Source organism: Cupriavidus necator A5-1, assembly GCF_000744095.1.
Lineage (GTDB): Bacteria > Pseudomonadota > Gammaproteobacteria > Burkholderiales > Burkholderiaceae > Cupriavidus > Cupriavidus necator_A.
Genome location: NZ_JQLI01000008.1, coordinates 3,595,900 through 3,618,842 on the forward strand (window position 1 = coordinate 3,595,900; position 22,943 = coordinate 3,618,842).

The 22,943-nt window shown below is 66.0% G+C and carries 20 protein-coding genes and 1 tRNA gene; 6 read left to right on the top strand and 15 right to left on the bottom strand.

The window, feature by feature from the left end; all coding sequences use genetic code 11:
* Positions 1 to 4: 4 nt before the first annotated feature.
* Entirely contained in the window at positions 5 to 1,936 is a 1,932-nt protein-coding gene (locus K307_RS40765) for an ATP-binding cassette domain-containing protein (protein ID WP_042886690.1), read from the bottom strand.
* Positions 1,937 to 2,421: 485 nt separating this feature from the next.
* Between K307_RS40765 and K307_RS40770 the strand changes: the two genes are divergently transcribed.
* The gene (locus K307_RS40770; protein ID WP_042888071.1) at positions 2,422 to 3,396 is read left to right on the top strand and encodes an amino acid ABC transporter substrate-binding protein; all 975 of its coding nucleotides are present in this window, start codon (positions 2,422 to 2,424) and stop codon (positions 3,394 to 3,396) included.
* A 63-nt stretch (positions 3,397 to 3,459) separates the two neighbouring features.
* On the opposite strand, the gene K307_RS40775 is transcribed toward K307_RS40770, so the two are convergent.
* Entirely contained in the window at positions 3,460 to 3,969 is a 510-nt protein-coding gene (locus K307_RS40775) for a hypothetical protein (protein ID WP_042886691.1), read from the bottom strand.
* Between the two features lie 266 nt (positions 3,970 to 4,235).
* Here K307_RS40775 and K307_RS40780 point away from each other — a divergent pair, with 266 nt between their 5' ends.
* Positions 4,236 to 4,568: a DMT family transporter gene (locus K307_RS40780; protein ID WP_042886692.1), complete on the top strand. Its 333-nt coding sequence runs from the start codon at positions 4,236 to 4,238 to the stop codon at positions 4,566 to 4,568.
* Positions 4,569 to 4,682: 114 nt separating this feature from the next.
* Here the strand turns inward: K307_RS40780 and K307_RS40785 are convergent, their stop codons facing one another.
* Both K307_RS40785 and K307_RS40790 read right to left on the bottom strand, forming a co-directional pair.
* On the bottom strand, positions 4,683 to 4,919 hold the full coding sequence (locus K307_RS40785; RefSeq protein ID WP_042886693.1) for a hypothetical protein: 237 nt from the start codon (positions 4,917 to 4,919) through the stop codon (positions 4,683 to 4,685).
* 31 nt (positions 4,920 to 4,950) lie between these two features.
* Positions 4,951 to 5,160, bottom strand: a complete 210-nt coding sequence (locus K307_RS40790) for a hypothetical protein (protein ID WP_042886694.1) — start codon at positions 5,158 to 5,160, stop codon at positions 4,951 to 4,953.
* Between the two features lie 32 nt (positions 5,161 to 5,192).
* Here K307_RS40790 and K307_RS40795 point away from each other — a divergent pair, with 32 nt between their 5' ends.
* Entirely contained in the window at positions 5,193 to 5,708 is a 516-nt protein-coding gene (locus K307_RS40795) for a DUF1643 domain-containing protein (protein ID WP_042886695.1), read from the top strand.
* A gap of 337 nt (positions 5,709 to 6,045) precedes the next feature.
* On the opposite strand, the gene K307_RS40800 is transcribed toward K307_RS40795, so the two are convergent.
* Both K307_RS40800 and K307_RS40805 read right to left on the bottom strand, forming a co-directional pair.
* Positions 6,046 to 6,771 carry a polysaccharide deacetylase family protein gene (locus K307_RS40800; RefSeq protein WP_042886696.1) on the bottom strand — a complete coding sequence of 242 codons (726 nt, stop codon included), beginning with the start codon at positions 6,769 to 6,771 and terminating at the stop codon, positions 6,046 to 6,048.
* Between the two features lie 17 nt (positions 6,772 to 6,788).
* Positions 6,789 to 7,946 carry a glycosyltransferase family 4 protein gene (locus K307_RS40805; protein WP_051975499.1) on the bottom strand — a complete coding sequence of 386 codons (1,158 nt, stop codon included), beginning with the start codon at positions 7,944 to 7,946 and terminating at the stop codon, positions 6,789 to 6,791.
* Positions 7,947 to 8,644: 698 nt separating this feature from the next.
* Between K307_RS40805 and K307_RS47050 the strand changes: the two genes are divergently transcribed.
* Positions 8,645 to 8,977 carry a hypothetical protein gene (locus K307_RS47050; protein WP_080745388.1) on the top strand — a complete coding sequence of 111 codons (333 nt, stop codon included), beginning with the start codon at positions 8,645 to 8,647 and terminating at the stop codon, positions 8,975 to 8,977.
* Between the two features lie 122 nt (positions 8,978 to 9,099).
* Here K307_RS47050 and K307_RS40810 read toward each other — a convergent pair.
* The 3 genes from K307_RS40810 to K307_RS40815 form a co-directional block, all read right to left on the bottom strand.
* Positions 9,100 to 9,174 (bottom strand) — tRNA-Arg (locus tag K307_RS40810).
* Between the two features lie 107 nt (positions 9,175 to 9,281).
* The gene (locus K307_RS48340) at positions 9,282 to 9,455 is read right to left on the bottom strand and encodes a hypothetical protein (protein WP_155301369.1); all 174 of its coding nucleotides are present in this window, start codon (positions 9,453 to 9,455) and stop codon (positions 9,282 to 9,284) included.
* Positions 9,456 to 9,818: 363 nt separating this feature from the next.
* A complete protein-coding gene (locus K307_RS40815; RefSeq protein WP_042886697.1) occupies positions 9,819 to 10,301 on the bottom strand; it encodes a lecithin retinol acyltransferase family protein in 483 nt (160 codons plus the stop codon).
* 463 nt (positions 10,302 to 10,764) lie between these two features.
* Here K307_RS40815 and K307_RS50535 point away from each other — a divergent pair, with 463 nt between their 5' ends.
* A complete protein-coding gene (locus tag K307_RS50535; protein ID WP_268989250.1) occupies positions 10,765 to 10,887 on the top strand; it encodes a hypothetical protein in 123 nt (40 codons plus the stop codon).
* A gap of 209 nt (positions 10,888 to 11,096) precedes the next feature.
* Positions 11,097 to 11,873: a PP2C family protein-serine/threonine phosphatase gene (locus K307_RS40825; RefSeq protein ID WP_042886698.1), complete on the top strand. Its 777-nt coding sequence runs from the start codon at positions 11,097 to 11,099 to the stop codon at positions 11,871 to 11,873.
* A gap of 17 nt (positions 11,874 to 11,890) precedes the next feature.
* On the opposite strand, the gene K307_RS40830 is transcribed toward K307_RS40825, so the two are convergent.
* From K307_RS40830 to K307_RS40855, 6 genes are all read right to left on the bottom strand, one after another.
* Positions 11,891 to 13,210 (bottom strand): sigma-54 interaction domain-containing protein, encoded by a 1,320-nt coding sequence (locus K307_RS40830; protein ID WP_042886699.1) that lies wholly within the window; start codon positions 13,208 to 13,210, stop codon positions 11,891 to 11,893.
* Entirely contained in the window at positions 13,207 to 16,317 is a 3,111-nt protein-coding gene (locus K307_RS40835) for a peptidase domain-containing ABC transporter (protein WP_051975405.1), read from the bottom strand. Before K307_RS40835 ends, K307_RS40830 begins: the two co-directional genes overlap by 4 nt.
* Positions 16,298 to 17,050, bottom strand: coding sequence for a peptidylprolyl isomerase (locus tag K307_RS40840; RefSeq protein ID WP_042886700.1), 753 nt, complete (start codon positions 17,048 to 17,050; stop codon positions 16,298 to 16,300). The genes K307_RS40835 and K307_RS40840 overlap by 20 nt, the downstream gene beginning before the upstream one ends.
* A gap of 80 nt (positions 17,051 to 17,130) precedes the next feature.
* A complete protein-coding gene (locus K307_RS40845) occupies positions 17,131 to 18,513 on the bottom strand; it encodes an HlyD family efflux transporter periplasmic adaptor subunit (RefSeq protein ID WP_042886701.1) in 1,383 nt (460 codons plus the stop codon).
* Positions 18,510 to 21,125 (bottom strand): FHA domain-containing protein, encoded by a 2,616-nt coding sequence (locus K307_RS40850; protein ID WP_042886703.1) that lies wholly within the window; start codon positions 21,123 to 21,125, stop codon positions 18,510 to 18,512. The genes K307_RS40845 and K307_RS40850 overlap by 4 nt, the downstream gene beginning before the upstream one ends.
* Before the next feature lie 228 nt (positions 21,126 to 21,353).
* Positions 21,354 to 22,799, bottom strand: coding sequence for an efflux transporter outer membrane subunit (locus K307_RS40855; RefSeq protein WP_042886704.1), 1,446 nt, complete (start codon positions 22,797 to 22,799; stop codon positions 21,354 to 21,356).
* Positions 22,800 to 22,943: the final 144 nt, after the last annotated feature.

Below are 22,943 nucleotides of genomic sequence, written 5' to 3' on the forward strand. Positions count from 1 at the left end.
GCCCTCAGGCACCCTCGCCCTTCGACTTCGCCTCCAGCACTTCCCAACGCTCCAGAGCTTCCAGCAGTTCCATCTCGATCTCGTCATGCCGCGTGGCCAGTTGCGCGGCCTTGGTCGCGTCGCTGACATAGAGCGAGCCATCCTCGAGCTGTGCCGAGATCGTCTTCTGCTCGGCTTCCAGCGCGGCAATGCGCTCCGGCAGGCCGTCCAGCTCGCGCTGCTCCTTGTACGACAGCTTGACGGTCCGGTTGGCACCGCGCGCCTCGCGTGAATCCTTGCCCTTTACCGGCTCCGCCGCCTTCTGTTCCGGCTTGCGCGCAGCCTGCAGCGCGGCGCTGCGGGCCGACTGCTCGACCCAGTCGGAATACCCGCCCACCGACTCGCGCCACACGCCGTCGCCCTCGGCGGCGAGGGTCGAGGTCACCACGTTATCCAGGAACGCCCGGTCGTGCGAAACCAGGAACACGGTGCCGCTGTAGTCCTGCAGCAGTTCTTCGAGCAGTTCCAGCGTATCGATGTCGAGGTCGTTGGTCGGCTCGTCCAGCACCAGCACATTGGCCGGCCGCGCGAACAGGCGCGCCAGCAGCAACCGGTTACGCTCGCCGCCTGACAGCGACTTGACCGGCGAACGCGCGCGCTCCGGCGCGAACAGGAAGTCGCCCAGGTAGCTCATCACGTGCTTGCGCTGGCCGTTGACCTCGACCCAGTCGCTGCCCGGGCTGATGGTGTCGGCCAGCGAGCGCTCCAGGTCCAGCGCGGTGCGCATCTGGTCGAAGTACGCCACCTGCAGGTTGCTGCCGTTGCGCACGGTGCCGCTGTCCGGCGCCAGTTCGCCCAGGATCAGCCGCAGCAGCGTGGTCTTGCCGGCGCCGTTGGGTCCGATCAGGCCGACCTTGTCGCCGCGCATGATCGTGGCGGTGAAGTCCCGCACCACGACCTTGTCGCCATAGGCCTTGCTGACGTCGGTCAGCTCCGACACGATCTTGCCGGAGCGGTCGGCCTGCGACACTTCCAGCTTGACGTTGCCCTGTACTTCGCGCCGCGCAGCGCGCTCGTTGCGCATCGCCACCAGCCGCTGGATGCGCGACACGCTGCGCGTGCGCCGCGCCTCCACGCCCTTGCGGATCCACACTTCTTCCTGCGCCAGCAGTTTGTCGAACTTGGCCTGCTCGACCTGCTCGGCGGCCAGCATCTCTTCCTTGCGCGCCTGGTAGGCGGCGAAGTTGCCGGGGAAGGACACCAGGCGGCCGCGGTCCAGTTCGATGATGCGGGTGGCCACGCGGTCGAGGAAGGCGCGGTCATGGGTGATCAGCAGCACGCTGCCGCGAAAGCCCAGCAGCAGGTCTTCCAGCCAGCGGATCGCTTCCACGTCGAGGTGGTTGGTGGGCTCGTCCAGCAGCAGGATATCGGGCTCGGCCACCAGCGCCTGCGCCAGCGCCACCCGCTTCTGCAGGCCGCCGGACAGTGCCTCGACGCGCGTGTGCGAATCCAGCCCAAGCCGTGCCAGCGTGGTTTCGACGCGGGTACGCAGCTGCCAGGCGCCGGCGGCGTCGAGCTCGGACTGCAGCCGGTGCAGCTCGGCCAGCGCGGCCTCGTCATCGTGGTTCTCGGCCACGCGGTCGGCGGCGGCCTCGTAGCGGACCAGCAGGTCGTGCGCATCGCCCATGCCCTGCGAAACCGCGTCGAACACGGTGATGCCCGGCTCGAACTGCGGCTCCTGCGGCACGTAGGCGGTGGTCACGCCGCTCTGGCGCGCGATCAGGCCGTCATCCGGCGCCGCCAGCCCGGCCACGATCTTCAGCAGCGAGGACTTGCCCGAGCCGTTGCGCCCGATCAGGCCCACGCGCTCGCCGGCCTCCAGCGAAAAGTCGGTGTGATCGAGCAGGGCCACGTGCCCAAAGGCAAGCTGGGCGTCGGTGATGGAAAACAGGGCCATGGGAAGGAAGGCGACGAGGGAAAGGCGAAGAAAGGACGGGGCGGCCAGCCAGGGCTGGCGTGGCACGGCAGCCCGCATTGTAGACGACTGGACGCACGCGCAAGGCGGGCCCAAAAAAAGAAGGGCCCGCGCATTGCGGGCCCAAGAGTCTCTCCTCGGTGCCCTGCTCGCAAGGCACGGCAACAGAATATCAATGCGCCCGTGCCCGCTCCAGTCGGACAAGTCCGTAAGGGAAAATCCCGTCAACCCTCCAGCAACCGCCTCCACCCGCCACCGTTGCTTGCCGAGTACGCCCACTCCGACAGTAGTTGTCGGCACCCGGCGGCGCATGGAACAATGGCTCGCCCTGCACCCGCCGGTGCCGGCACGACAATACAGACAAAGGCAAAGCCGGCGCCACAGCCGGCCAAAAATGGAACGGGAACGGGTGGTTGGCCGCCGGCCGCTGCCCGCGCCGGTTCCAGTCATTTCTGTACGGGGGTTACATGATCGATCCGGGTCTGCAGGGCCTGCCTTCCTATCGAAAGCTTGCGCCTGTCTTTTCGTTGCTCGCCTGTGCCGCCTTTTGTGGCGGCGCCCTGCCTGCGGCGCATGCCGCCAGCACCCACGCCAGCGCCGACACGGTGGCCGATGCCGACAGCGCACCGGTGCTGCGCCGCATCCGCCAGACCGGCGCGATCCGCATCGCCCACCGCGAAAGCTCAGTGCCGTTCTCCTTCCTGGCGGATGGCAAACCCGTGGGCTACGCCGTGGACCTGTGCCTGCGCGTGGCCGACGCCGTGCGCGGCGCACTGAAGCTGCCGTCGCTGCGTGTGGAGTGGGTGCAGGTCACGCCGGCCTCGCGCATCCCCGCCATCGTCGAAGGCAAGGCCGACCTCGAATGCGGCTCGACCACCAACAACCGCGAGCGGCGCGAGCAGGTGGCCTTCACCATCCCCCACTACATCGCCGGCAGCCGCATGCTGGTCAAGGCGTCGTCGGGCATCACCAGGTGGCAGGACCTGCGCGGCAAGACCGTGGTCTCGACCACGGGCACGACCCCGCTCGCGACGCTGCGCAAGATGGACGAATCCGGCGCCATGCAGCTGCGCCTGGTGGAGGCCAAGGACCATGCGCAGGCGTTCGCGATGGTTGAAGCGGGCAAGGCCGACGCCTTCGTGATGGACGACGTGCTGCTGTACGGCCTGCGCGCCAACGCCGCCCAGCCGGCTGACTACCGCATCACCGGCGACCTGCTCACCATCGAGCCCTACGCCATCATGCTGTCGCGCCAGGACGCGGCCTTCAGGCAGATCGTCGACAAGACGCTGGTGGCGTCCATCTACGACCAGGAAACGCAGAAGCTCTACCGCAAGTGGTTCCAGGCGCCGATCCCGCCGCATGGCACCCGGCTCGATATCCCGATGAGCTACCTGCTGCGCGACTCGTTCAAGTTTCCGAGCGACAAGGTCGCGGACTGACAGCCCCGCCGCGGGGGCGGGCAAATTGCGGCCGCGTGGCGCCTGAGCCCTCCCCGCCCGCCGCTACAGCATCAGGACGGCCACGTCCGCGGCGCTGATTGCCTCAGGCGGCACGCCCCTGCGGCGCTGGAACAGCACGTGCTGCAGCACGCGCTCGCGGTGCGCGACAAAGGTTTCCGGATCCAGCCCCAGCGCCGTGCGCGCATAGTGCTCGGCCATCAGCCTGTAGACGCGATGGCGCACCATCAGCATCTCGTGGTCCGCCTGGAGCCGGCTCATCGCCGCCGTGTGGTCGTCTTCCAGCTGGCGCATGCCGACCACAACGCGGGCATGCATGCCCCGGTAGCGATCGACCTCCGCATGCGCCTTGCGCAATTCCTCGCGCAGCGACCGCACTTCCTGCATCAGCTTCAGGTTGTTCTGCACGCCGCGCTGGATGCGGGTGGCCTCCTCCAGCGCTTGATCCGCCGCGGCGATGGTGTCCTGCCACGGGCTCACGTCCGCCGCAGGCTCCGTTTCCCCAAACTGCGATGATGGCCAGACGGCCATATCGTCGATGCCAGTGTGATGCATACCGCTCCCCTTGCCCCCTGCCCGCCGCCGGCATCGTGAGGTTCGTGCCGGCTTGATCGGGCGTAATACCGCGACTGCCTGGTATGACTGTCTTGTGCCGCTGCCCCCCGTGGGCCCGCTTTTTCTTTTCTGTATGGGCTCCATTCAAAACCGCCTCGCCGCTTTGCACAACCACCGTGACGGAGGGACGCGGCTTTGGCGCAACATGACGGGAGCGCTAAGATGCCGGCTCCGGCCTGTCTCGGCCCGCCTCTTCTGCGAACCCCATGAACGGATACCTGCTCCTCGCCCTCGCCATCATTGCCGAAGTCATTGCCACCAGCAGCCTCAAGGCGTCGCAGGGCTTTACGCGGCTGGTGCCCAGCGTGCTGGTCGTCACGGGCTATGTCGCGGCGTTCTATTTGCTGATGCTGGTGATGCGGACGGTGCCAGTGGGGATCGCTTACGCGATCTGGAGCGGGGCCGGGATTGTGCTGGTGTCTCTGATCGCCGTGGTGCTGTACCGGCAGATTCCTGACCTGGCGGCTTGCCTGGGGATTGGGCTGATCATTGCGGGCGTAGCGGTGATCCAGTTATTTTCCAAGACCAGCGCGCATTGAACAGCAAGCGCGCGGCGGACAGCGAAGGAAAGCGCTCTGGCAGATTGCACATCTGACTGAAAGGCACGGCATTCGGGAACTGGGCCTCGTCGTAAATGAACCATGCGCCGCGTGCTAAGCAAAGCGCGCGTCAATCTGCTTCCTGGCCCACTCCGAGGCGTGCTGCCATGCCTCGCCTTCGCTGAAGAACTGGCCCGGAACAAGACGGTGATCGAAGATCTTGAGTGGCGCTCCATCTGCCGCTTTCGCGCAGATGGTTACCTCACCTTGCCAAGGCCCTCCAACGCCAAGAGACGTTGCGGACACCTCATACCAGTGGTCGCGGTAATACGTGAACCCTTGGAGATCCATGTCTTTCTCCACCAGTGGAGTTCAGGAAGTGCTAGTCGTTCGCGTCGCCCGAAGTGGCTTGGTCAATCTCTCGTTTCGCGGCCGCATAAGCGTTATCAATCGCGGCCGATTCCGAAGGAGCGAGCGCCCCTGTGTTGTGCCGATGTCCGTGACCGCGGATGCCATACGACCAGTCCCACTGGCCGCTCGCGTCCCTTTTGGTTTGGATTGAGATCTCTCGGCCTTTGTATTTCAATTCCATGGCGAGTTCTCCGGAGTTTGGAGGATCGTAGCATGAAGCACATGACCACCCAGACCCTCGACGGCGAGGCCGGTTGCATCCTCTCGGACTGCGAGCAGTACCGCTACCGCCTCTGGCGAGAGTGGGATGCCAGCCTGCCGGCGCTTGGCTTCATCATGCTCAATCCGTCGACCGCCGACCACCGGGTCAACGACCCGACGATCACGCGGTGCCTACAGCGCGCGCTCGCAGGCAGATATGGTCGACTGGAGGTCGTCAACCTATTCCCGCTTCGCTCGACCGACCCGGATGGTCTGCTGACGCATCCCGCGCCTCTCGGGCGCGAGGACACGGCCAACTGCTCGATCATGGATGCTCTGGATCGCTGCTCGATGGCGATCTGTGCCTGGGGCGCACACAAAGCGGCGCCGACACGCGCAGCCGAAGTGCTGCAAATCATCCGAATGTGCGGGCGCGGGAAACTGCTCTACCACCTCGGACTGAACCAGAACGGCAGCCCGAAACACCCTTTGTACATCACAGGTTCCACGAGTCCCACGCCACTTTGACCAACCGACTCGACCGTGCGGGGCACTGAAAATTGGGGTATTCGAAGATGCCCTAAGGATGCCCCAAAAAGTGACGGATACCAACGGCCCAATGCGAACCCCGCGAACTTCGATTTCGCGGGAAGCCTTGATTTACTTGGGAGAGGAGAACTTTGGCGAACTGCCGAGAACTATTCCGTGGTCCCGCCGAAAGGAACCACATTCCGTTAGACATCAACCTGTTAAGCAAGAATGACGCAATTTTGGCGTAACACCACTTCCTTCTGCCTCATTGAACCTCCAAGGATATACCACCGATCTGCGGAGGTACCGCAACGGTAACGATGCATCACCGAGGTCAATGGCTCCGCCGCTTGTCCTCGTGCCGCGTCAGGCATTTCTGCAAGAAGCGGAAAAGGTTGGTACCGCAATGCACGTGGATGCGCGGCAGCCCGAAGGGATTGTCATCGGCGCGCGCCAGGCCGCGCTGCGTCAGCGTGGCGTTGTCGTAGCCAGCCTCGCGCACCATTTCCCTGTGTACCGACTGCTGTTCGCCGTAGGGGTAGCAAAACGCCGTGACCGGCATGGACACCAAGTCCTCCAGGGCTGCCTTGGAGGCTTCAATCTGCTGGCGGGCTTCCGCGGGCGGCAATGCCGGCAGGTGCACGTGGTCGACCGTATGGGCGCCGACTTCATTCCCGAGGCGTGCCCATTCGCGCATCTCCGCGGTATTCATCAGCGCAGCAGGCGGTACGCCATGGCTGGCGTCCCAGACGTTGCTGCCGCCGATCTGGCCGGACACGAAGTAATTGGTGGCACTGAATCCGAACTCTACAAGGACAGGCAGGGCATACCGGTGGACATTGCGGAAACCGTCGTCAAACGTAATCCCGAACACTTTGCCAGTGGCCTTGCCCCGGATATAGGGCATGAGTTCGCGCATCGACAGGCCGCGATAGCCGAGCCGGCGCATCCAGGCGATCTGCTGACGGAACTGCGCGGGGCTAACGGTCAGGCCACGAAACGGCGTGCCATGGGGCGGCACGATATCAATCTGGTGATAGGTCAGGATCGGGATCGACATGGGTGCAAGGTTCGCGATTACTGGCTAGGGCTCTGGGTCAGCGCGGCCTGCAGGGATTCAGGCGCCGCCGCATCAAGGGCTGCCTTGTACACGGCGAGTGTGCCTGCGACAAAGGTATCCAGGCTAAAGCACGCCCGACTCTTTGACAGGGCAGCCTCACCCATCTCGGCCAGCCGCTCGGGCGCGGACAGGATTTGCTCCAGCCGGGCCCGTAGTGCCGAGATGTTGGCACACGGCACCACCCATCCGTCCAGCCCGTCGTTCACGTTCTCGGGCAAGCCGCCGGCATCGGAAACCAGTACCGGCAGGCCCAACGCCATGGCCTCGCGGCAGGCAAACGACAAAGTCTCGCGCCGCGACAGCACAAAGGCGGCGTGCCCTGCCGCCAGGGTTGAGCGGACATCGTCAAGCAAGCCGGTAAATACGACCTGATCGCTCAGTCCCAGTGACTCAACCTTGCGGGTCATGCAAGGCAAGGGCGCTTCGCCAGCCAGGATCAAGCGTATCCGGCAACGCAAGTGAGCGGGCAATTGTGCAACGGCTTCAACCAAGTCGGTCCAACCCTTCTCGTGATGGGTGCCCGCCGTACTGACGAAGACCGTGCATGCCGCCCCGGCCCCGAAGTATCGCGCCCGCAGCGCATTGACCTCCTGCGGTGCCGGCGGTGCGAAGTGATCGATGTCGATGCCGTGAGAAACGGTGGTGACCGGCACACGGCTGTACGAAGAGGTGCGCAGCTTGCGCGCGACGTAGTCGCTGACCGCAATCACATGATGGGTACCAAGCCGTGCGCGCAGCCAGTTGCCCACACTGCTGCTGCGATGATCGTTGTGCTTCGTATAGACGATGCACGGCCGGCGCAGGGCAACCAGCCGAACGAGCATGATCAGCTTGTGGTCGGCTGAACCGTTGACATGGATGATGTCGAAGCGCCCAAGGCTGATGATTCGCCAGATCGTCCACAACTCGCGCAGCCAGCGTAATCCCCGCGGCGAAAAGTCAACCGCGGCCACCTTGACGCCTGCGCGGCCGCTGGCGAGCCGGAACAGACGACTGGTCCGCGGAGCCGCCACGGTCACTTCGTGCGTTGACGCCAGCCCTGCCAGCAAGTTAAGTACATACGTGTCGTGCCCTCCACCATTGCCATGATGGAAGTTCGTGAACAGCACTCGCAATTTTTCCTCCACCACCGGCAATTCGTTGTTGCCGGATTAGCGCTCAATCATTACAGAAGATTACAGGACTACCTATTGGTACTGGCCCGAACCGCGCAGAGGGCAAGTGTGCGTTGATCAACTTTTCCGGCTTCTGCCCGGGAAGTGGTCGAAACTCTGGTGAAACGTGCATCACTCCGCAGCAAGTAGCGGCGGCAGCCCCATACGGGACTGGGCCGGCTGTATCACCTCAGTAAGATTCGGTAACGTTTTGAGAACAATTCTCGTTGACGGCGTCTGCGCCCATCCACAGTGGTCGTCCGTCCGTAGCTGCGGAAGTGCCAAGCCTCTGAAGAGCGACCAAGATCATCTGATACCACCAGATCCACAGATCCTGGCTAACCTTATGATTTTTAAGAAAAACTCAGTATTGCCAGGGACGCGGGGCGCGCAAAGGCCGACCATGCATTTGCCATGCAGCCCATCCGCGACTCCAGCCATACGCGCATACGCGCGATCGGTCACAGGGCTCGCGATCTGCCGAAACAGGCCGTGAACGGAGCCGACTCAAAGAGCGGATACAAAGCCTTACAAGACGTTTGCGCCAAAGGTCAACGGCCACAAACTCCTACCGTTACACCAGCTAACCAGTTTTAGGTTTTCCTCACACCAGAGCGAGAACGTCCTAAGTTATTGGCACCATTCGACGGAACAGCATCATGCAGAAGACCTTGGCAGTTTTTGCAATTGCCGCCGCTTCCACGCTTGCATCGGGCGCCGCTCAGGCAAGAGTGGACGTCGGAATCGGCATTGGCATTCCAGGTGTGGTAGTGGCAGCGCCTGCGCCGCCGGTCTACTACGAGCCAGCCCCCGTTTATTACGAGCCGGCCCCGGTCTATGTTGCGCCGCGCCCAGTGGTAGTAGCACCTGGTTATTACGACGATTGGGAAGCACGCGCATGGCGTGAGCGACAGTGGCGTGAGCAGCGGTGGAGAGAGCGCGAATGGAGGGAGCGGCATCGCGAGTGGCACCGTCGGCACGATGATGATTAAAGCCGTCGAGTTCCAGAGAAGCTGCTAGCCGTCGTACCCGACCTCACAGTGCCAGCCGACCAAGTGCGGGATGGGATGATCTTGCGCTCGCAAAGGAGTGCAGGGAAACGTGGAAGAGTGGATGGTCCCGCCGACAGGAATCGAACCTGTATCTAGCGCTTAGGAGGCGCTCGTTCTATCCATTGAACTACGGCGAGGGGACCCGGAAGCAGGCTGGGAGTATATCAAAAACCTCATGCGAACAGCCACAAGCCCGGGCCTATGTCGCCGGCGAGGAATTGCGGAGCCGCTCGGGCCGTCGGCATCAATGCATCTGGATATCAGCCGCGAACGCCAGCGCCTGCCCTAGCGACTCGCACTCGGTGAGGTTGCCAAAGTCGTCCGTCACGCATATTTCCTGGTGCCCGCAGCTCGAGTTGCGAACGATGCTCAGTCCGAGCCGGTTCAAGGGCTCGACTGTGGTCAGCAGGGTCAGCATGACGCCCCTCGCAGTGATGCGTGAGACATCAGTGTCCCGGCCGCACGCAGGTGCATCGGTAGTTTGCAACACATAGGCGTTTTCTGGCCCTGGGGGACCAATTTCCCCACTTCGGCGGCCATTTCATGTCGCAAATGACGATCAGTGGCGTCGGTGCCCCCCGGCGAGACGCCCGGACGACGCCAGCCGGGCCGGCTGGGCGGCGCGCCGCAACGCACGGCGCCCCGGGCGGTGGCGGCCGCGGGCGCAGTTGGCGGCGGTGGTGCAGCTGCGGTGGCAGGCTTGTCCGCGCAGGTTGCAGCGTAGTTCCCAGTCGATCAGTCCGGACATGGCAGGCTCCTTGGCTCGTGGCGGCCGCGCGGTTCAGGCGAGGCCCAGGTTCAGGCCGCCCAGGTGGACTTGCAGCAGCGCGCCCAGCAGCAGCCAGCCAATCTGCAGCGCGGCGCGCGGGCGGCGCATGCAGGTTTCCACCTGTTCGCTGCGGCTCTCGCCGGACAGGCACCATGAGCAGAAGTGCTCGCAGTTGTTGGTCAGCAGGTGGTAAGCGTTTTCGCCCAGGCGGGAACGGGCGCGTTCGACAGCTTGCGGGCCGACGAAGCGTGCGCAGGGTTCCGGCGTGACGGCGATGCCGTGGCCGGCGGCGAAACCTTCGAGCGTGGTTTCTTCGACTGGGGCGGCTTGCAGCGCGCGGGCGAAACCGGCGTAATGAATGACGCGTCCAGCGCCGGCATAGATGCCATGGTGGACGTAGCCATGGCGTTCGGTCACCAGGTGGGCGCCGAGCGGCAGCAGGTCGGCGAGGCGATCTTCGCTGCCGTATTCGGGTTGTGGGTCCTGGGTGTTCATGGCTGGCCTCGGTCTGTCTGGTTGCTGCAGGCATTGCTGCTTCGTGCAGGTAAACCGCATCAATCATGCCAATGGCCGGGCAGGACGGCGGGACAAGGGGTTCCGGGAAATGCGAGGGTTTTGGCGGGGGTCAGCTGTCGGGCGCCGGCCAACCTCGCGACGGCCGATCTGTTGGTCGGCCACCATCAGTCGCGGCCGCACGGCCATCCTCAGCAAGGCCGGCACGAGGGCTTGCGCCGCATTGCGCCGTGGTAGGCGCATCCCAACACTGGCCGCCGCAGGTGTCGGGTAGCAGCCAACACGGCCTTCCGCCGCGGGCGCGATTGCCCCCACCCGCCTCGCAGGCCGCGCCAGCCCACGGATTCCTGCCACCCGCTTCCCCGGCCGACCCCGTGGCACGCCCCTTGCTCGATACCGGTACCGCCCCCGGCGTCCCGCCGTTTTTTTTCACCGGAGACCGAATATGGCCACCCTCGCAATCAACGACCTCGCCACCTGCCGCGAACTTGCTCCCGCCGCCATGGCCCGCGTGCGCGGCGCCGGCGGGCAGTGGGTGTTCAGGCGCCGCTGCCGCTCGGCACTGTGATCAACTTTTACGAGATCAACTACAGCTTCTATGCTGATCAGATGAACAACCAGTTTCAGAACATCGACATACGCAACAACGCGCCCAACGCCAGTATCAATGTCCAGGCCGACCAGGGCGCGAGGAACGACGGCAGGCTGATCTGAACGTCAGCCCCGTCGTGGCTGCGCCCCGGCCGCGCCGGGGCTTTTCGCGGACCGGAGACAAGATTGGGCTTCGACTCGCATTTTCAGTGGACCTCGGCGGCGTGTACGGACGTCGGGCGGGTCCGTGAGCGCAACGAGGATGCCTGCCTCGACCTGCCCGGGCAACAACTTTGGGCGGTGGCCGACGGCATGGGCGGCCATGCCATCGGCGACTTCGCCAGCCAGGCGGTGGTGCAGGCGCTGGCCGCGCTGCCGGCGCAGGCCCGCCTAGAAGACCGGCTCGACGCCACGCGCACGGCGATGCTGGGCGTGAACCTGGCGCTGGTCGATGAAGCCGCGCGCCTGGGCGTGCGCTGCATCGGCAGCACGGTGGTGGTGCTGCTGGCCGGCGACCGCCGTTGTGCCTGCCTGTGGGCGGGCGACAGCCGGCTGTACCGCCTGCGCGGCGGCCAACTCGCCCGCCTCACACGCGACCACAACCAGGTCGAGCGCCTGCTGGCGCGCGGGCTGATCACCCCGGAAGAAGCGCGCCACCATCCCGCCCAGAACACCATCACGCGCGCAGTGGGTGCGGCCGCAACGCTGGTGCCGGAGCAGTTGCTGACCGAGGTGGCGGACGGCGATGTCTTCCTGCTGTGCAGCGACGGCCTGAGCAACGAAGTCGACGATGACGACATCGCCACTGTGCTGGCGCAGCAGGACGTTGCGCAGGCCGCGCAGACACTGCTGCAGATGGCGCTCAATGCCGGCGGCCGCGACAACATATCGGTGGTGGTCATCCGCGCCGCGGATCCCTACGGCTCGGACAAGACCCTGGTGAATCCCGAGCTGGACACCTAGCCGCAGCAGCGGCGTCCCTAGCCCTTGCCGCCTTCGGCTTGCCGGTTGGCGCGGAAATCCTTCGAGTGGATGCCGTGCTTCTTCAGCAGCATCTGCAGGTGCGAGCGGTTCATGTCGAAACGCCGCGCCAGTTCGGCAACGGTGCCACCCACCTCCTGCAAGCCCCGTTCGAGAAACGCCCGCTCGGCCTCGTCGCTGGCGGCGCGCTTGGCTTCGCTGAGGGAAGTCGCCATGGTGATGTCGGCGGTCGCGGTGCCGCTGCCCACCACCGCCAGCGTGGCCGGCTTGGGCCGGATATCCTGCGGCAGGTGCGCCAGGTCGGCCGTATCGCCGGCCAGGCACGACAGCCGGTACATCAGGTTGCGCAGTTCGCGGATATTGCCCGGGTAGTCGTAGTGCAGCAGGAAGTCGCGCAGCCGCGGCGTCAGCTTGAGCGGCAGGCGCTTGAGCATGCCGGCGGCCTCGTCACTGAAGTACGACACCAGCAGCGGGATCTCGTCGCGCCGCTCGCGCAGAGACGGCAGGCTGACGTGGATCACGCTCAGGCGGTAGAACAGGTCCTCGCGGAAGGTGCCGGCCTGGCTCATGCTGCGCAGGTCCTTGTTGGTTGCCGCGACGATGCGCGTATCCACCGAGATCGCCTCGTCCGAACCCACGCGCTGGATCTCGTGCGCTTCCAGCACGCGCAGCAGCTTGACCTGGCCGGTCAGCGGCAGCTCGCCGATCTCGTCCAGGAAGATGGTGCCGGTATGCGCGCTCTCGAACTTGCCGCGCCGGTCGTTGCTGGCACCGGTGAAGGCGCCCTTCTTGTGGCCGAACAGCTCGGATTCAAGCAGGCTGTCGGGGATCGCGCCACAGTTGACCGAGATAAATGGCTTGTCGGTGCGCGCGCCGTTGGCGTGGATCACCTTGGCCATCAGCTCCTTGCCGGTGCCGCTCTCGCCATCGATCAGCACCGGCAGGTCGGTCGGCGCGGCCTTCTCGGCGATCTCCAGTGCTTCCAGCAGCTTGGGGTTGTCGCCAAAGGTGCCTTCGAAAATGAAGCTGCGCTCCATCAATGCCTGGCGGCGCTCGCGCGGCATGCGCTCGACTTCTTCCTGCGGCGGCGCCGCCTCGGTCGCCGAGGCCGCCTGCACGAAGCGCTCCTTGTGCGACAGCCCCATCACCTCGTCGCGCAGCGTGGTGGCCTGCTTGAGCAGCTTCTCGATTTCCGGGCGATCAAGCCGCGACGCCCAGCGCAGCGTCGAGCGCAGGATCTCGATCTTCTCGATCAGCCCGGCGAACGACACCGCGGACGTGACCGAGGGGGGGGTGGCACCCTGGTTGTATAGCTTCATGCTGCGCTCAGTTGCTTCTGCACCAGTTGGAAATACATGCCCTTGCGCTCGAGCAGCTCCTCGTGCCGGCCCTGCTCGACGATGGCGCCTTCATACAGCACCAGGATCTTGTCGGCCTGCATGATGGTGCTGAGCCGATGCGCGATGATCACCGCGGTACGCCCGCGCAGGATCTCCTGCATATTGGCCAGGATGTTGCTCTCGGACTGCGTGTCCAGCGCCGAGGTGGCCTCGTCGAACACCAGCAGGCGCGGGTCGTGGTACAGCGCGCGGGCGATGCACAGGCGCTGGATCTGCCCGCCGGAAAGCCCGATGCCGCGCTCGCCCACCACCTGCTCGTAGCCCAGCGGCAGCTTGCTGATAAAGGCATGGGCGTCGGCCATGCGCGCCACCTCCTCGATGCGGCGCCGCTCGGGGCTGTCGTCGCCGCAGGCGATGTTCTCGGCAATGGTCCCCGAGAACAGCAGGTTGGACTGCATCACGTAGCCCACCTGCGCGCGGTAGAACGCCGCGTCGATCACGTTGAGGTCATAGCCATCCACCGTCATCGCGCCCTCGGTGGGCTTGTAGAAGCCCACCAGCAGCTTGGCCAGCGTGGTCTTCCCCGAGCCGCTGCGCCCGACTATGGCGACCATCTCGCCCGGGCGGATGGTGAAGCTGATGTTCTCCAGCACGTAGGGCGTGTCTTCGCCGCCGTAGCGGAAGTACAGGTCCTTCATCACGATCTCGCCCTGCAGGTCCGGCAGCATCACGCGCGACAGCACGTCCTGCGGTTTCTGCTCGGGCTCCAGGTCGAGCACGTCGCCCAGGCGCTCCATCGCCACGCCGGCATCGTTGAGCTGGCCCCACAACGCCACCAGCCCCATCAGCGGCGCCAGCACGCTGCCCATGAAGGCGTTGAAGGCGATCAGTTGGCCGATGGTCAGCTCGCGCTCCAGCACCAGCGTCGCGCCCACCCACAGCACCGCGATGGTGGTGGCCGCATTGAGCAGCTGGCTAACCAGCCCCACCAGGATATGGAAGGCCTGCGCCTTGTACTGCGCCTCCAGCGCCTTGGTGTACTTGCGTTCCCAGCGCAGCCGCACCGGGCGCTCGATGCCCATGCCCTTGACGGTTTCGGCGCCGCCGAGCGTCTCCATCAGGTAGGCCTTGGCATCGGTCGAGGCGGCGAACACCTCGCGCGCATAGGTCTTGACCTTGGGCGTCACCACCACCGTCAGCACCGCGATCGGGATCACGAAGGCGATCAGCAGCAGCGTCAGCTTGACGTTGTAGAGGAACATGATGGTGAAGTAGATAAACACCATCAGCAGGTTCAGCGCCGTGGTCACCGTCGACTCGGTCAGGAAGGCGCGGATGGTCTGGTTCTCCTGGAAGCGCGCGAAGATGTCGCCGGTCTTGCGCTTGGCAAAGAACGACAGCGGCAGCGACAGCGTGTGCTTGAAGAAGTGCGACATCATGGCGAAGTCCATGTTGCGCACCATGAAATTTGCGAGATACGCGCGGATCGTCGCCATCAGCTGCGAGAACACGCTGGAGATGATCAGCCCCGCGATCAGCAGGTGCAGCAGCCCCACGTTCTGGTGCACCACCACGCCGTCCAGGATGTTCTGGATGATCAGCGGCGGCACCACGCCCAGCATCTGGATCACGAAGGTCGCCAGGAACAGGTGCGCCAGGATCTTCTTGTACGGCGCCAGGTAGCCGATGAAACGCAGCCACGGCGAGCGCGACACCGACAGCTGCGTCATACTCTCGCCCGGCGAGAACAGCAGGCAGGTACCGCTCCAGCCGCGCTCGAACTCCTCCGCGCTCATCTTGCGGAAGCCGATGGCGGGATCGGCCACCCACACCCAGCGCGACGAGATCCCGTACACCACGACGTAGTGATAGCCCTCCCAGTGCACGATAAAGGGCAGCTCGAAGCCCATCAGCGAGTCGCGCGTGCACTGCACACCGCGCGTGGTGAAGCCGAGCGATTCACCCGCGCGCGCCAGGCTGTCGAGCGTGGCGCCCTGCGTGGTCACGTTGGCCAGCTCGCGCAGCTTGCCCAGCGTCATCGGGATGCCGTAGTGCCGGCAGATCATCGCCAGGCACGCGGCGCCGCAGTCCATCTCCTCGGCCTGCTCCACCAGCGCAAAGCGGCGGATCAGCTTTTCGCCGAGCTCGGGCTTGGAATGCAGGTCCAGCAGCACCGGGCGCTTGCGCCGCTCGGCCAGCTTCTTCTGACGATGAAGTTCGCGGTCGAGTGCGCGGATGCGCTCTTCCAGCACCTCGCGCAGGCGCGGGTTGCGCTCCAGGATCAGCTGCACCGTCTTCTCGGGAATCACCAGCAAGCGCACATCGGTCTCGGCAATGGCCGATGCAAGCTGCTCCTGCCGCATCACGCAGGCGCGCTCGCCGAAGATATCGCCCTGCCCCAGCGTCGCCAGCGGGAATTCGCTGCCCTCTTCGCTGCGCACGATGCGCACGGTGCCCTGGCGCACCACGTAGAGGCGTCGGTCCTCGCGTCCGTCCTGCTTCAGGATCTCCTTGCTGGCCGCCACGCGCTTGACGCCAACGCTGCGCACGGCGTCCTCCAGCTCCTGCTTGTCGAGCTTGCCGCGCAGGTCGAAGAGCCGCGCGACAAAGCCGCCGGCCGAACTGATCGCGACATAGCTGGTGATAAAGGCAAGCGCCGCCGGGTTGCCGGCCACTACCGGCTCGCCCACGCTGCGCGGGATCATCAGCAGCTCGGTCTTGCCCGAGGCGCGCACCGACGACTCATGCCGGTACTCGCGCAGCAGCGCGATATCGGCAAAGACCTCGCCGGCCTTGCGCACGCCCATGCTGATTTCCTTGCCGTGCTCCTCGTTGAACACGCGTACCGAACCCGACTTTACGATAAGCAGGCCCGGCGCCGCATCCCCCGCGTTGCAGACGGTGTCGCCGAAGCCGAAGGTCAGCACCTGCGCGGCGTCGGCCAAGCGCGCCAGCTCCTCCGGCGTCAGCACCGACAGGATCTCGACGGTGGCGAGGAAAGCGGCCAGCGCCGACGCTGCCTCCGGCTTTTCCGGGGCAGCCGGGGCGGCGGGCTCCCCGGCCTCGCTAGCGGGCTTCGATGACATGTTCCTGCGCCCTGGCCATCAGCCAGTCCTCGCGCAGCAGGCGGCGCACTTCCACCGCCACGTCGCCGTCGAGCGTGGCCGGGTGTTTGTCGCGCACCAGGAAGACTTCGAAAAAGGAACGGTCAGCGGCCGGGAACGGCCCCAGCAGGTCGCCCGGCTCGGCATTGAAGACCTTGGCCTCGATATCGGTCTTGAGCGAGCCGCGCAGCACCTTGCCGATCTCGCCGCCGCGCTCGCGCGTGTCGGCAATAGAATGCTCGCGCGCCATCTCGGCAAAGGCGTCGGGATCGTCCTGCAGGTACGAGATCAGCTCCTTGGCCTTGCCCTCACTGTCGACCACGATATGGCTGACCTCGATGCTGTCGAAGCGCGGCGAGTTGAGCGCAAAGTACTCCTGCACCGCGGCCTCGCTGCACACCTGCTCCATCATCCGTTCTTGGTACAGGCTGTCGGTGATAAAGGCCTCGAACTCGTCCAGGCTGATGTTCAGCGCATCCAGGTAGTGGTTCATGTCGGCCGCGCGGTGCAGGCCTTGCACGCGGCGGAACTGGTCGGCGCGCTCCTGGATTTCCTCGGGCGTGACCACTAGGCCCTGCCGTTTCGCGGCGTGCACGGCCAGCTTGTCGCGCACCATCTGCTCGACCAGGCCTTCGAACTGCCCGGTCAGCTTGAGCAGCCGCACGAACTCCTCGACGCCGAGCACCTCGTCGTCGATACGCACAATCCCAGTCATTTCTCGGCTCCTTTGACGGCCCCCCGTGCTTGCGCACCAGGCTGTCTACATCGGCTGTTTTCGTGTTTCCCCCGGCTGCGCTACCCGGCCACCTCGCGGAAGGGGTCTAGCCCCAGGTCGATCAGGCGGCGTTCGCGCACCACGATCTCTGCCGTGGCGGTCATGCCGTAACGCAACGGATACTTGTTGTCGGCCACGGCGTAGTAGTCGCGTGCCAGGCGCACGCGGCCCTCGTAGACCGGCTGCTTGTCGGGTCCGCCCGGCTTGGTCGCGGGCGAGATGAATTCCAGCGTGCCTTCGATGATCCCGTAGCGCTGGTACGGGAAGGCGCTGAACTTGAGCTTGACCGGCAGGCCTTCGCGCAGGAAGGCGCGGTCGCGCTCGGCAATGACGATCTTGACCACCGGGCGCGCATCCTTGGGTGCGATGCCGCCCAGCGGCGTGTTGGCCTGTACCTTGTCGCCGCGCTGGGTGGAGGTGACATCGGTGATCACGCCCGACACCGGCGCCAGGATCAGCAGGAAGTTGTCCTTGTCGATATTCTCGAAGCGGATGCGCGCCGCGGCGTCGGCCACCAGCCGCGCGGTCTGCACCTGCAGGCGCAGCTTGTCCTCGGTATTGGCGATCTCGCGCAGCGCGGCATCATACTGCACGCGCAGCCCGGCAAGGTCCTGGCCGCTGCTTTCGAGCTGGGAACTGGCCTCGGTCAGCTCCCGGCCCAGCCGCGCATCCAGCTCGGCCAGCCGCGACTGCGCCACGCGCAGGTTGTTTTCCGAATCCTGCGCCGCCGCGCGCTTGGCATCGACCTGCGACTGCGACACCCCGCCGCCGCCGGGCAGCGCCAGCAGCCGCGCATAGCGGTCCTGCTCCTGGCGCGCGAACTCACGCGCGCGCCGGGCGTTTTCCAGGTTGCTGCGCGCTTCCTGCAGCTGCGCACGCTGCTGCTCGGCCAGGCGCGCGGTGCCCTCCGCAAGGCGGTTCTCATGCTGGCGCGTGGCCACGTCGATCTGCTGCTTGAGCGCGGCCGCCCTGCGCTCCATCAGCGCCTTCTTGTCGGGAAACTGCTTCCATTCGCGCTCGGAGTCTTCCAGCTTGAGCTGCGCTTCCAGCGCCTTGGCCGCGGCCTCGATCGCGCCGCGCGCATTCAGGCGCGCCAGCACGTCGTCCTTGGATACCGGCTGCCCTTCAGCCACGTAGAGGTCGGCCAGCTCGCCGTCCACCGGCGCATAGAAGCGCCGCACCTCGGATTCCGGCGCCAGCGTGCCCTGCGCCGTGACGATGACATCGGCATGCCCGACGAAGGACCATATCAGCCCGCACAGCACCAACGCGAAGGTGGTCACGATGGTCAGCAGGCCCAGGCGCGAGGGCTCGGCGGTAAGCAGGCCGATGCCTTCGGCGCTGTGGTCTTCCAGCGCCTCGGTCAGCGGCTTGAGACCGCCTTGGCGGGAGTCGTCTTTCATGGCTGCCCCGCTTGCTGTGGCGCCGCGCTGCTCGCTGCGTCCCGGGCCGGCGCCTTGCCGCTTTCCTCACCGCCGATCAGCTCCAGCTTGGTCTTGAGCACCGCGGGATCGAGCACGCTGCGCAGCTCGCGCAGCGCCTGGCGCTGCTGGTCGGCCTCGGTGCGGATTTCTTCCTCGACCTTGGCGAGTTGCGCCAGGTCGGCGCTTTCACCGGCACGCAGCTGCGTGAAGATGCGCATCCCCTGGCGCGCGTCTTCCTGCGCCTGCGACAGCAGCCTGGCTTGCGCGCGGAACCTGGCCGAGATGCCCGGTTCGAGCCGCTGCTCGCTGCCGATCACGCCGTTGCTGCGGTACTGCTTCCATGCGGCGACGGCGCTTGTCATCAGTTCACGCGCGCGCCGCAGCGCGCTATCGCGCACGCCGTTGACATCGGCCTCGACCGCCTTCGCGAAGTAGCGGTCTTCATCGGCATCGAGCATGGCGTAGAAGCCCAGCAGCCGATCCTCGTAACCCTTGTCGCCGCGCGCGGACTGCAGCTCGGCATATTGCGAGGCCACTTTCTGCTTGTGCGCGAGGTCGCGCGCGAGGTCATCGGCCCACGAGCCGCCGTTGATCTGCTTCAGCCCGGCGAGCGCGCCGGTGGTGTCGCCCTGCTGCCACGCCTTGGCCCCGCTGGCGTACTGGCGCGCCATTTCCGGGGGCGGCAGCCGCGCTGCCAGGCTGGCGAATTGCGCCTGGAACGGCGGCGTGGCAAAGCGGCTGTCGGCCAGGCGTGCCACCAGCGCCCCGGGCCGGCGCGCGCGCAGCGCCTGCATCAGCGCGGTATAACGGTCCAGGTCAGACTGCACCCGATCGAGGCCCGCCAGGCGCGGGTATTTCTCGCGGTATTCGGCGATGACTGGCTGCAAGGCCTCCGGGCGGTCGCGGCCGAGTTCGGCGGCGATGGTGGCGTTGAGCCGGTCGATCGCCGCCAGGTAGACGGACGCATCATTCTGCAGCCGGCGCACGTCGCTCAATGCATCCGCATAGAGGTCGCGGAATGCAGGTACATCGCCCGCGATGCGGCCGAGCGCGCGCTGGTGCGCGATGGTGTCCTGGTTCCAGTACGCCAGCAGTTGCCGGATCGGCGCCTCATGTGTGTAAAGGCGGATCGGCGCGTCAGCGCCGCGCTGCGCGGTAAAGCGCTCGAGCCGGCCGATCCAGTCGAGTTCTTCCACCAGCGGGCGCGCGTCGGCGTTGTGCGCGCTGAGCTTGCGCATCTGCGCCAGTGCGGCGTCGGCGCCGCTGAAATCGCCCGCCTTCAGCTTTGCTGTCCACGCGGGCACGTAGCCGCGCAGCAGCGCCTCGGTGCCGATGGCCTGCACCTGGGCATCGCCGGGATGGCGCGCCAGGTAGTCGTCGGCGGCCTGCGCCGCGCGGAGGTGGTCGCCGGCGGCAAACAGCGCCTGCACTTCGCGCTCCGCTGCGCCGCGCCAGTAGACGGCCGCACCCGCCAGGACCGCCACCAACAGCAACGCGCCGCCCCACCGCGCCGCGCGCCGTGTGCGCACGGGATCGTCCAGGCCGAACTGCCTTGCCCCTTCCGCCAGCAGCAGCGCCGTGCGTCCGCGCTTGCGGCGCGCATGTGCACCGTCGGGCGCCGCAGTGGCGGCTGCGGCTTGCGCTTCAGCATCGGCATTGACTTCGTCGTCCTGCTGCGCGGCGTAGTCGACGCAGAAGATATCAAGGAAGGAATCGGCCGCGCCGACAAAGGTGGTGTGGTCATCGTCGTCGCCTGCGGCCGATGTCGGGGATGCGGGTGGCGCGTCTGGTGCAGCGGCGACAGGCTGAAGTATCGCGTGCGTGGCGGTGGCATCGCCATCGTCCGTGCGCTGGACCTGTGCCTTGTAGACAAAGTGGCTGCCGCCGAAGGCGATCAGGTCGCCGTCGTCCAGCGGCACGCCGTGGTCCGTCAGCCGCTTGCCGTTGACGAAGGTGCCGTTGGTGCTGCCCAGGTCTTCGACGAACGGCACGCCGCCCTTCAGGTAGACGTGCGCATGGCGGCGCGACAGGTAATTGACCTGCCGCGGATAGCTGTCGCGGTAGCGCGCGAAGGCGTCGTCGGCCTTGCTGATCAAGTACGGGAAGCCGTCCACGTGAATCGGCTGCAGCCCGACGTCGCCGCGTTCGGGCATCAGTGTCACCGCCACGCGTGGCGGCTCGGGCTGCGGCGCGCGTGGCGACAGCCGAACCCGAAACGACAGGGCGGGGCCGAAGGCCACTTCGTCGCCATCGCACAGCCGCGCCGGTTGGCGCGCCACCGCGGTGCCATTCACGCGCGTGCCGTTCTTGCTGCCGAGGTCGGCCACGTAGACCGCGCCATGCTCGGCAAAGATGCGCGCATGGCGGCGCGACAGCGGCGCTGCCAGGTCTTCCGGGTAGGCGGCAAACGGCCGCTCGGTGCGGCCAACGGCGAAGAGCTCTTCGTCGATGCGGATCTCGCCGAGCTCCGGGCGCGACACGGGCGTCAGGAATACATCGAATTCCTGCGCGAAATCCTGGGAGAACTCCCGCGTGAATCCCTGGGCCATTTTCACCGGCATTTCCATGATCAGTGCTTCGTCAGGAGCCATGTTTCCAGCGAGCCAACAGCACGGCTGCCGCGGCGGCCGGCCAGGGGGGGTGAAGCGACTAAGAACATAGTAGGCGACGGCTTAGGCTAGTCAATCGGCCGCAGGACGCGCCGGTGGCACCGTAGCGACACATTCGGCATAACAAGTGGCGGGGATAACGGGCGCGGTGCGCAACCCTTTGCGTACGCCGGCATCACGTGGATATCGGGCCGGCACCGTGGACCGCACTTATTGCGGGGGATTCGAGGCCGTGTTGCGCACATCCGCGTCTGGCCAGCCGCCGCCAAGCGCCTTGTACAGCGTGACGGTGTCGGCCAGGATCTGTTGGTGGACCGCCAACAATTGCAGCTGCGCGGTCAGCAGCGAACGCTCGGTCTCGAACACTTCCAGCTGCGAGACCACACCCTCCCTGAGCTGCGCCTCGATCTGCGCGGACACGACGCGCAGCTGCTCGACCTGCTGCTGCAGTTCGATGCGTTGCTTCTTGTGCGCGTCGACATTGACCAGTGCGCTCTCCACCTCTTCGAAGGCGGTCATCACGGTGCGGCCATATTCGTTTTCCGCCACGCCCACCTGTGCCTCGGTGGTCTTCACGCGGGCGCGTACGTTCGGGTCGAGCATCGGCAGGTTGATGCTGGGCATGAAGCCGAAGGTGAAGGACTTGAGCAGGTCGCTCAGGGCAAAGCTGGCGGTGCCGCCGCGCGCGGTCAGGCTGATGGTGGGCAGCTGCGCCAGGCGTGCCTGGCCGACGATGTTGTAGGCCGCCAGCACGCGGTATTCAGCGGCCACGACATCCGGGCGGCGCGCCAGCAGCTGCGACGGCAGCCCGGCCGGCACCGCGGGCGGCTGCACGCGGTCCTGCAGGCGCCCGGCCGGCACCTTGAGATTGCCCGCGGGCACGCCGACCAGCGTGGCCAGCGCGTTTTCCGCCACGTCGCGAGAACGGCGCAGTTCCAGCAGGTCCTTGTTGAGACGGTTGATTTCCGCCTGCTGCTGCATCACGCGGATCTTGGGCACCAGGCCGTTCTGGTACATGGCCTGGTAGGTGGACAGGATCTGCCCGTTCTTGGCGACGGTGCGCGTCTGCTGCTCGATCTGTTCGTCGAACTGCAGGATCTGGAAGTAAGTGGTCGATACATTGGACACCAGCGTGAGGTAGCCGGCGCGCCAGTCGGCCTCGGTCGCGCGGAACTCGGCGGTCTGGGCCTGCACGCCCTTCTCGACCTTGCCCCAGATATCGATGTCCCAGTTCAGCTGGGCGGCGGCGTTATAGGTCCAGGTGGACTTCTGCCCGGTGGTCTTTTCGAAGCTTGCGCCGGCGCCGATATCGATCACGGGCAGCGCGCCGGCACGCGCCTCGCCGATCTGCGCGTTGGCCACGCGGATGCGCGCCGCCAGCACCTTGATGTCGTAGTTGCCGCTGAGTGCCTGCTCGATCAGCTTGTTCAGGTAGGGATCGTTGAAGCCATGCCACCAGTTGGGCTGCACGGCGTCGGCCGGCGATACCGTGATCGAGTCTTGGCGCGTCCATTCGGCCTTGGCTGGCGTTTCCGGGCGCTGGTACACCGGCGGCCGGAAGTCGGCGCAGCCTGCCAGCAATGCCGCACAGGCGGCCAGTGCGGTCAGCCAGCAGCGCGGCAACAGGGTTGGCGAGGCGATAAGGGATTCGGGCACGATAGCTTCCTGCGTGCGACAGCGGGGACGTGTCGGGGCGTGTTCGGGGATAACGCCCTGGCGTGCGCCCGGGCCGCGATGTCTGTCTGTATTGTGGTGCGCGCTGGCGCGCGCTCCAATCCCGATCTACGCGGGGTCAAGAAA

Coding starts and splice junctions, on each gene's coding strand:
- K307_RS40765 (WP_042886690.1), bottom strand. CDS start 1,936: ATGGCCCTGTTTTCCATCACCGACGCCCAGCTTGCCTTTGGGCACGTG.
- K307_RS40850 (WP_042886703.1), bottom strand. CDS start 21,125: ATGGCTCCTGACGAAGCACTGATCATGGAAATGCCGGTGAAAATGGCC.
- K307_RS40795 (WP_042886695.1), top strand. CDS start 5,193: ATGAAGCACATGACCACCCAGACCCTCGACGGCGAGGCCGGTTGCATC.
- K307_RS40845 (WP_042886701.1), bottom strand. CDS start 18,513: ATGAAAGACGACTCCCGCCAAGGCGGTCTCAAGCCGCTGACCGAGGCG.
- K307_RS40775 (WP_042886691.1), bottom strand. CDS start 3,969: ATGCATCACACTGGCATCGACGATATGGCCGTCTGGCCATCATCGCAG.
- K307_RS47050 (WP_080745388.1), top strand. CDS start 8,645: ATGCAGAAGACCTTGGCAGTTTTTGCAATTGCCGCCGCTTCCACGCTT.
- K307_RS40770 (WP_042888071.1), top strand. CDS start 2,422: ATGATCGATCCGGGTCTGCAGGGCCTGCCTTCCTATCGAAAGCTTGCG.
- K307_RS40830 (WP_042886699.1), bottom strand. CDS start 13,210: ATGAAGCTATACAACCAGGGTGCCACCCCCCCCTCGGTCACGTCCGCG.
- K307_RS40840 (WP_042886700.1), bottom strand. CDS start 17,050: ATGACTGGGATTGTGCGTATCGACGACGAGGTGCTCGGCGTCGAGGAG.
- K307_RS50535 (WP_268989250.1), top strand. CDS start 10,765: ATGGCCACCCTCGCAATCAACGACCTCGCCACCTGCCGCGAACTTGCT.
- K307_RS40785 (WP_042886693.1), bottom strand. CDS start 4,919: ATGGATCTCCAAGGGTTCACGTATTACCGCGACCACTGGTATGAGGTG.
- K307_RS40780 (WP_042886692.1), top strand. CDS start 4,236: ATGAACGGATACCTGCTCCTCGCCCTCGCCATCATTGCCGAAGTCATT.
- K307_RS40790 (WP_042886694.1), bottom strand. CDS start 5,160: ATGGAATTGAAATACAAAGGCCGAGAGATCTCAATCCAAACCAAAAGG.
- K307_RS40835 (WP_051975405.1), bottom strand. CDS start 16,317: ATGTCATCGAAGCCCGCTAGCGAGGCCGGGGAGCCCGCCGCCCCGGCT.
- K307_RS48340 (WP_155301369.1), bottom strand. CDS start 9,455: ATGCTGACCCTGCTGACCACAGTCGAGCCCTTGAACCGGCTCGGACTG.
- K307_RS40815 (WP_042886697.1), bottom strand. CDS start 10,301: ATGAACACCCAGGACCCACAACCCGAATACGGCAGCGAAGATCGCCTC.
- K307_RS40800 (WP_042886696.1), bottom strand. CDS start 6,771: ATGTCGATCCCGATCCTGACCTATCACCAGATTGATATCGTGCCGCCC.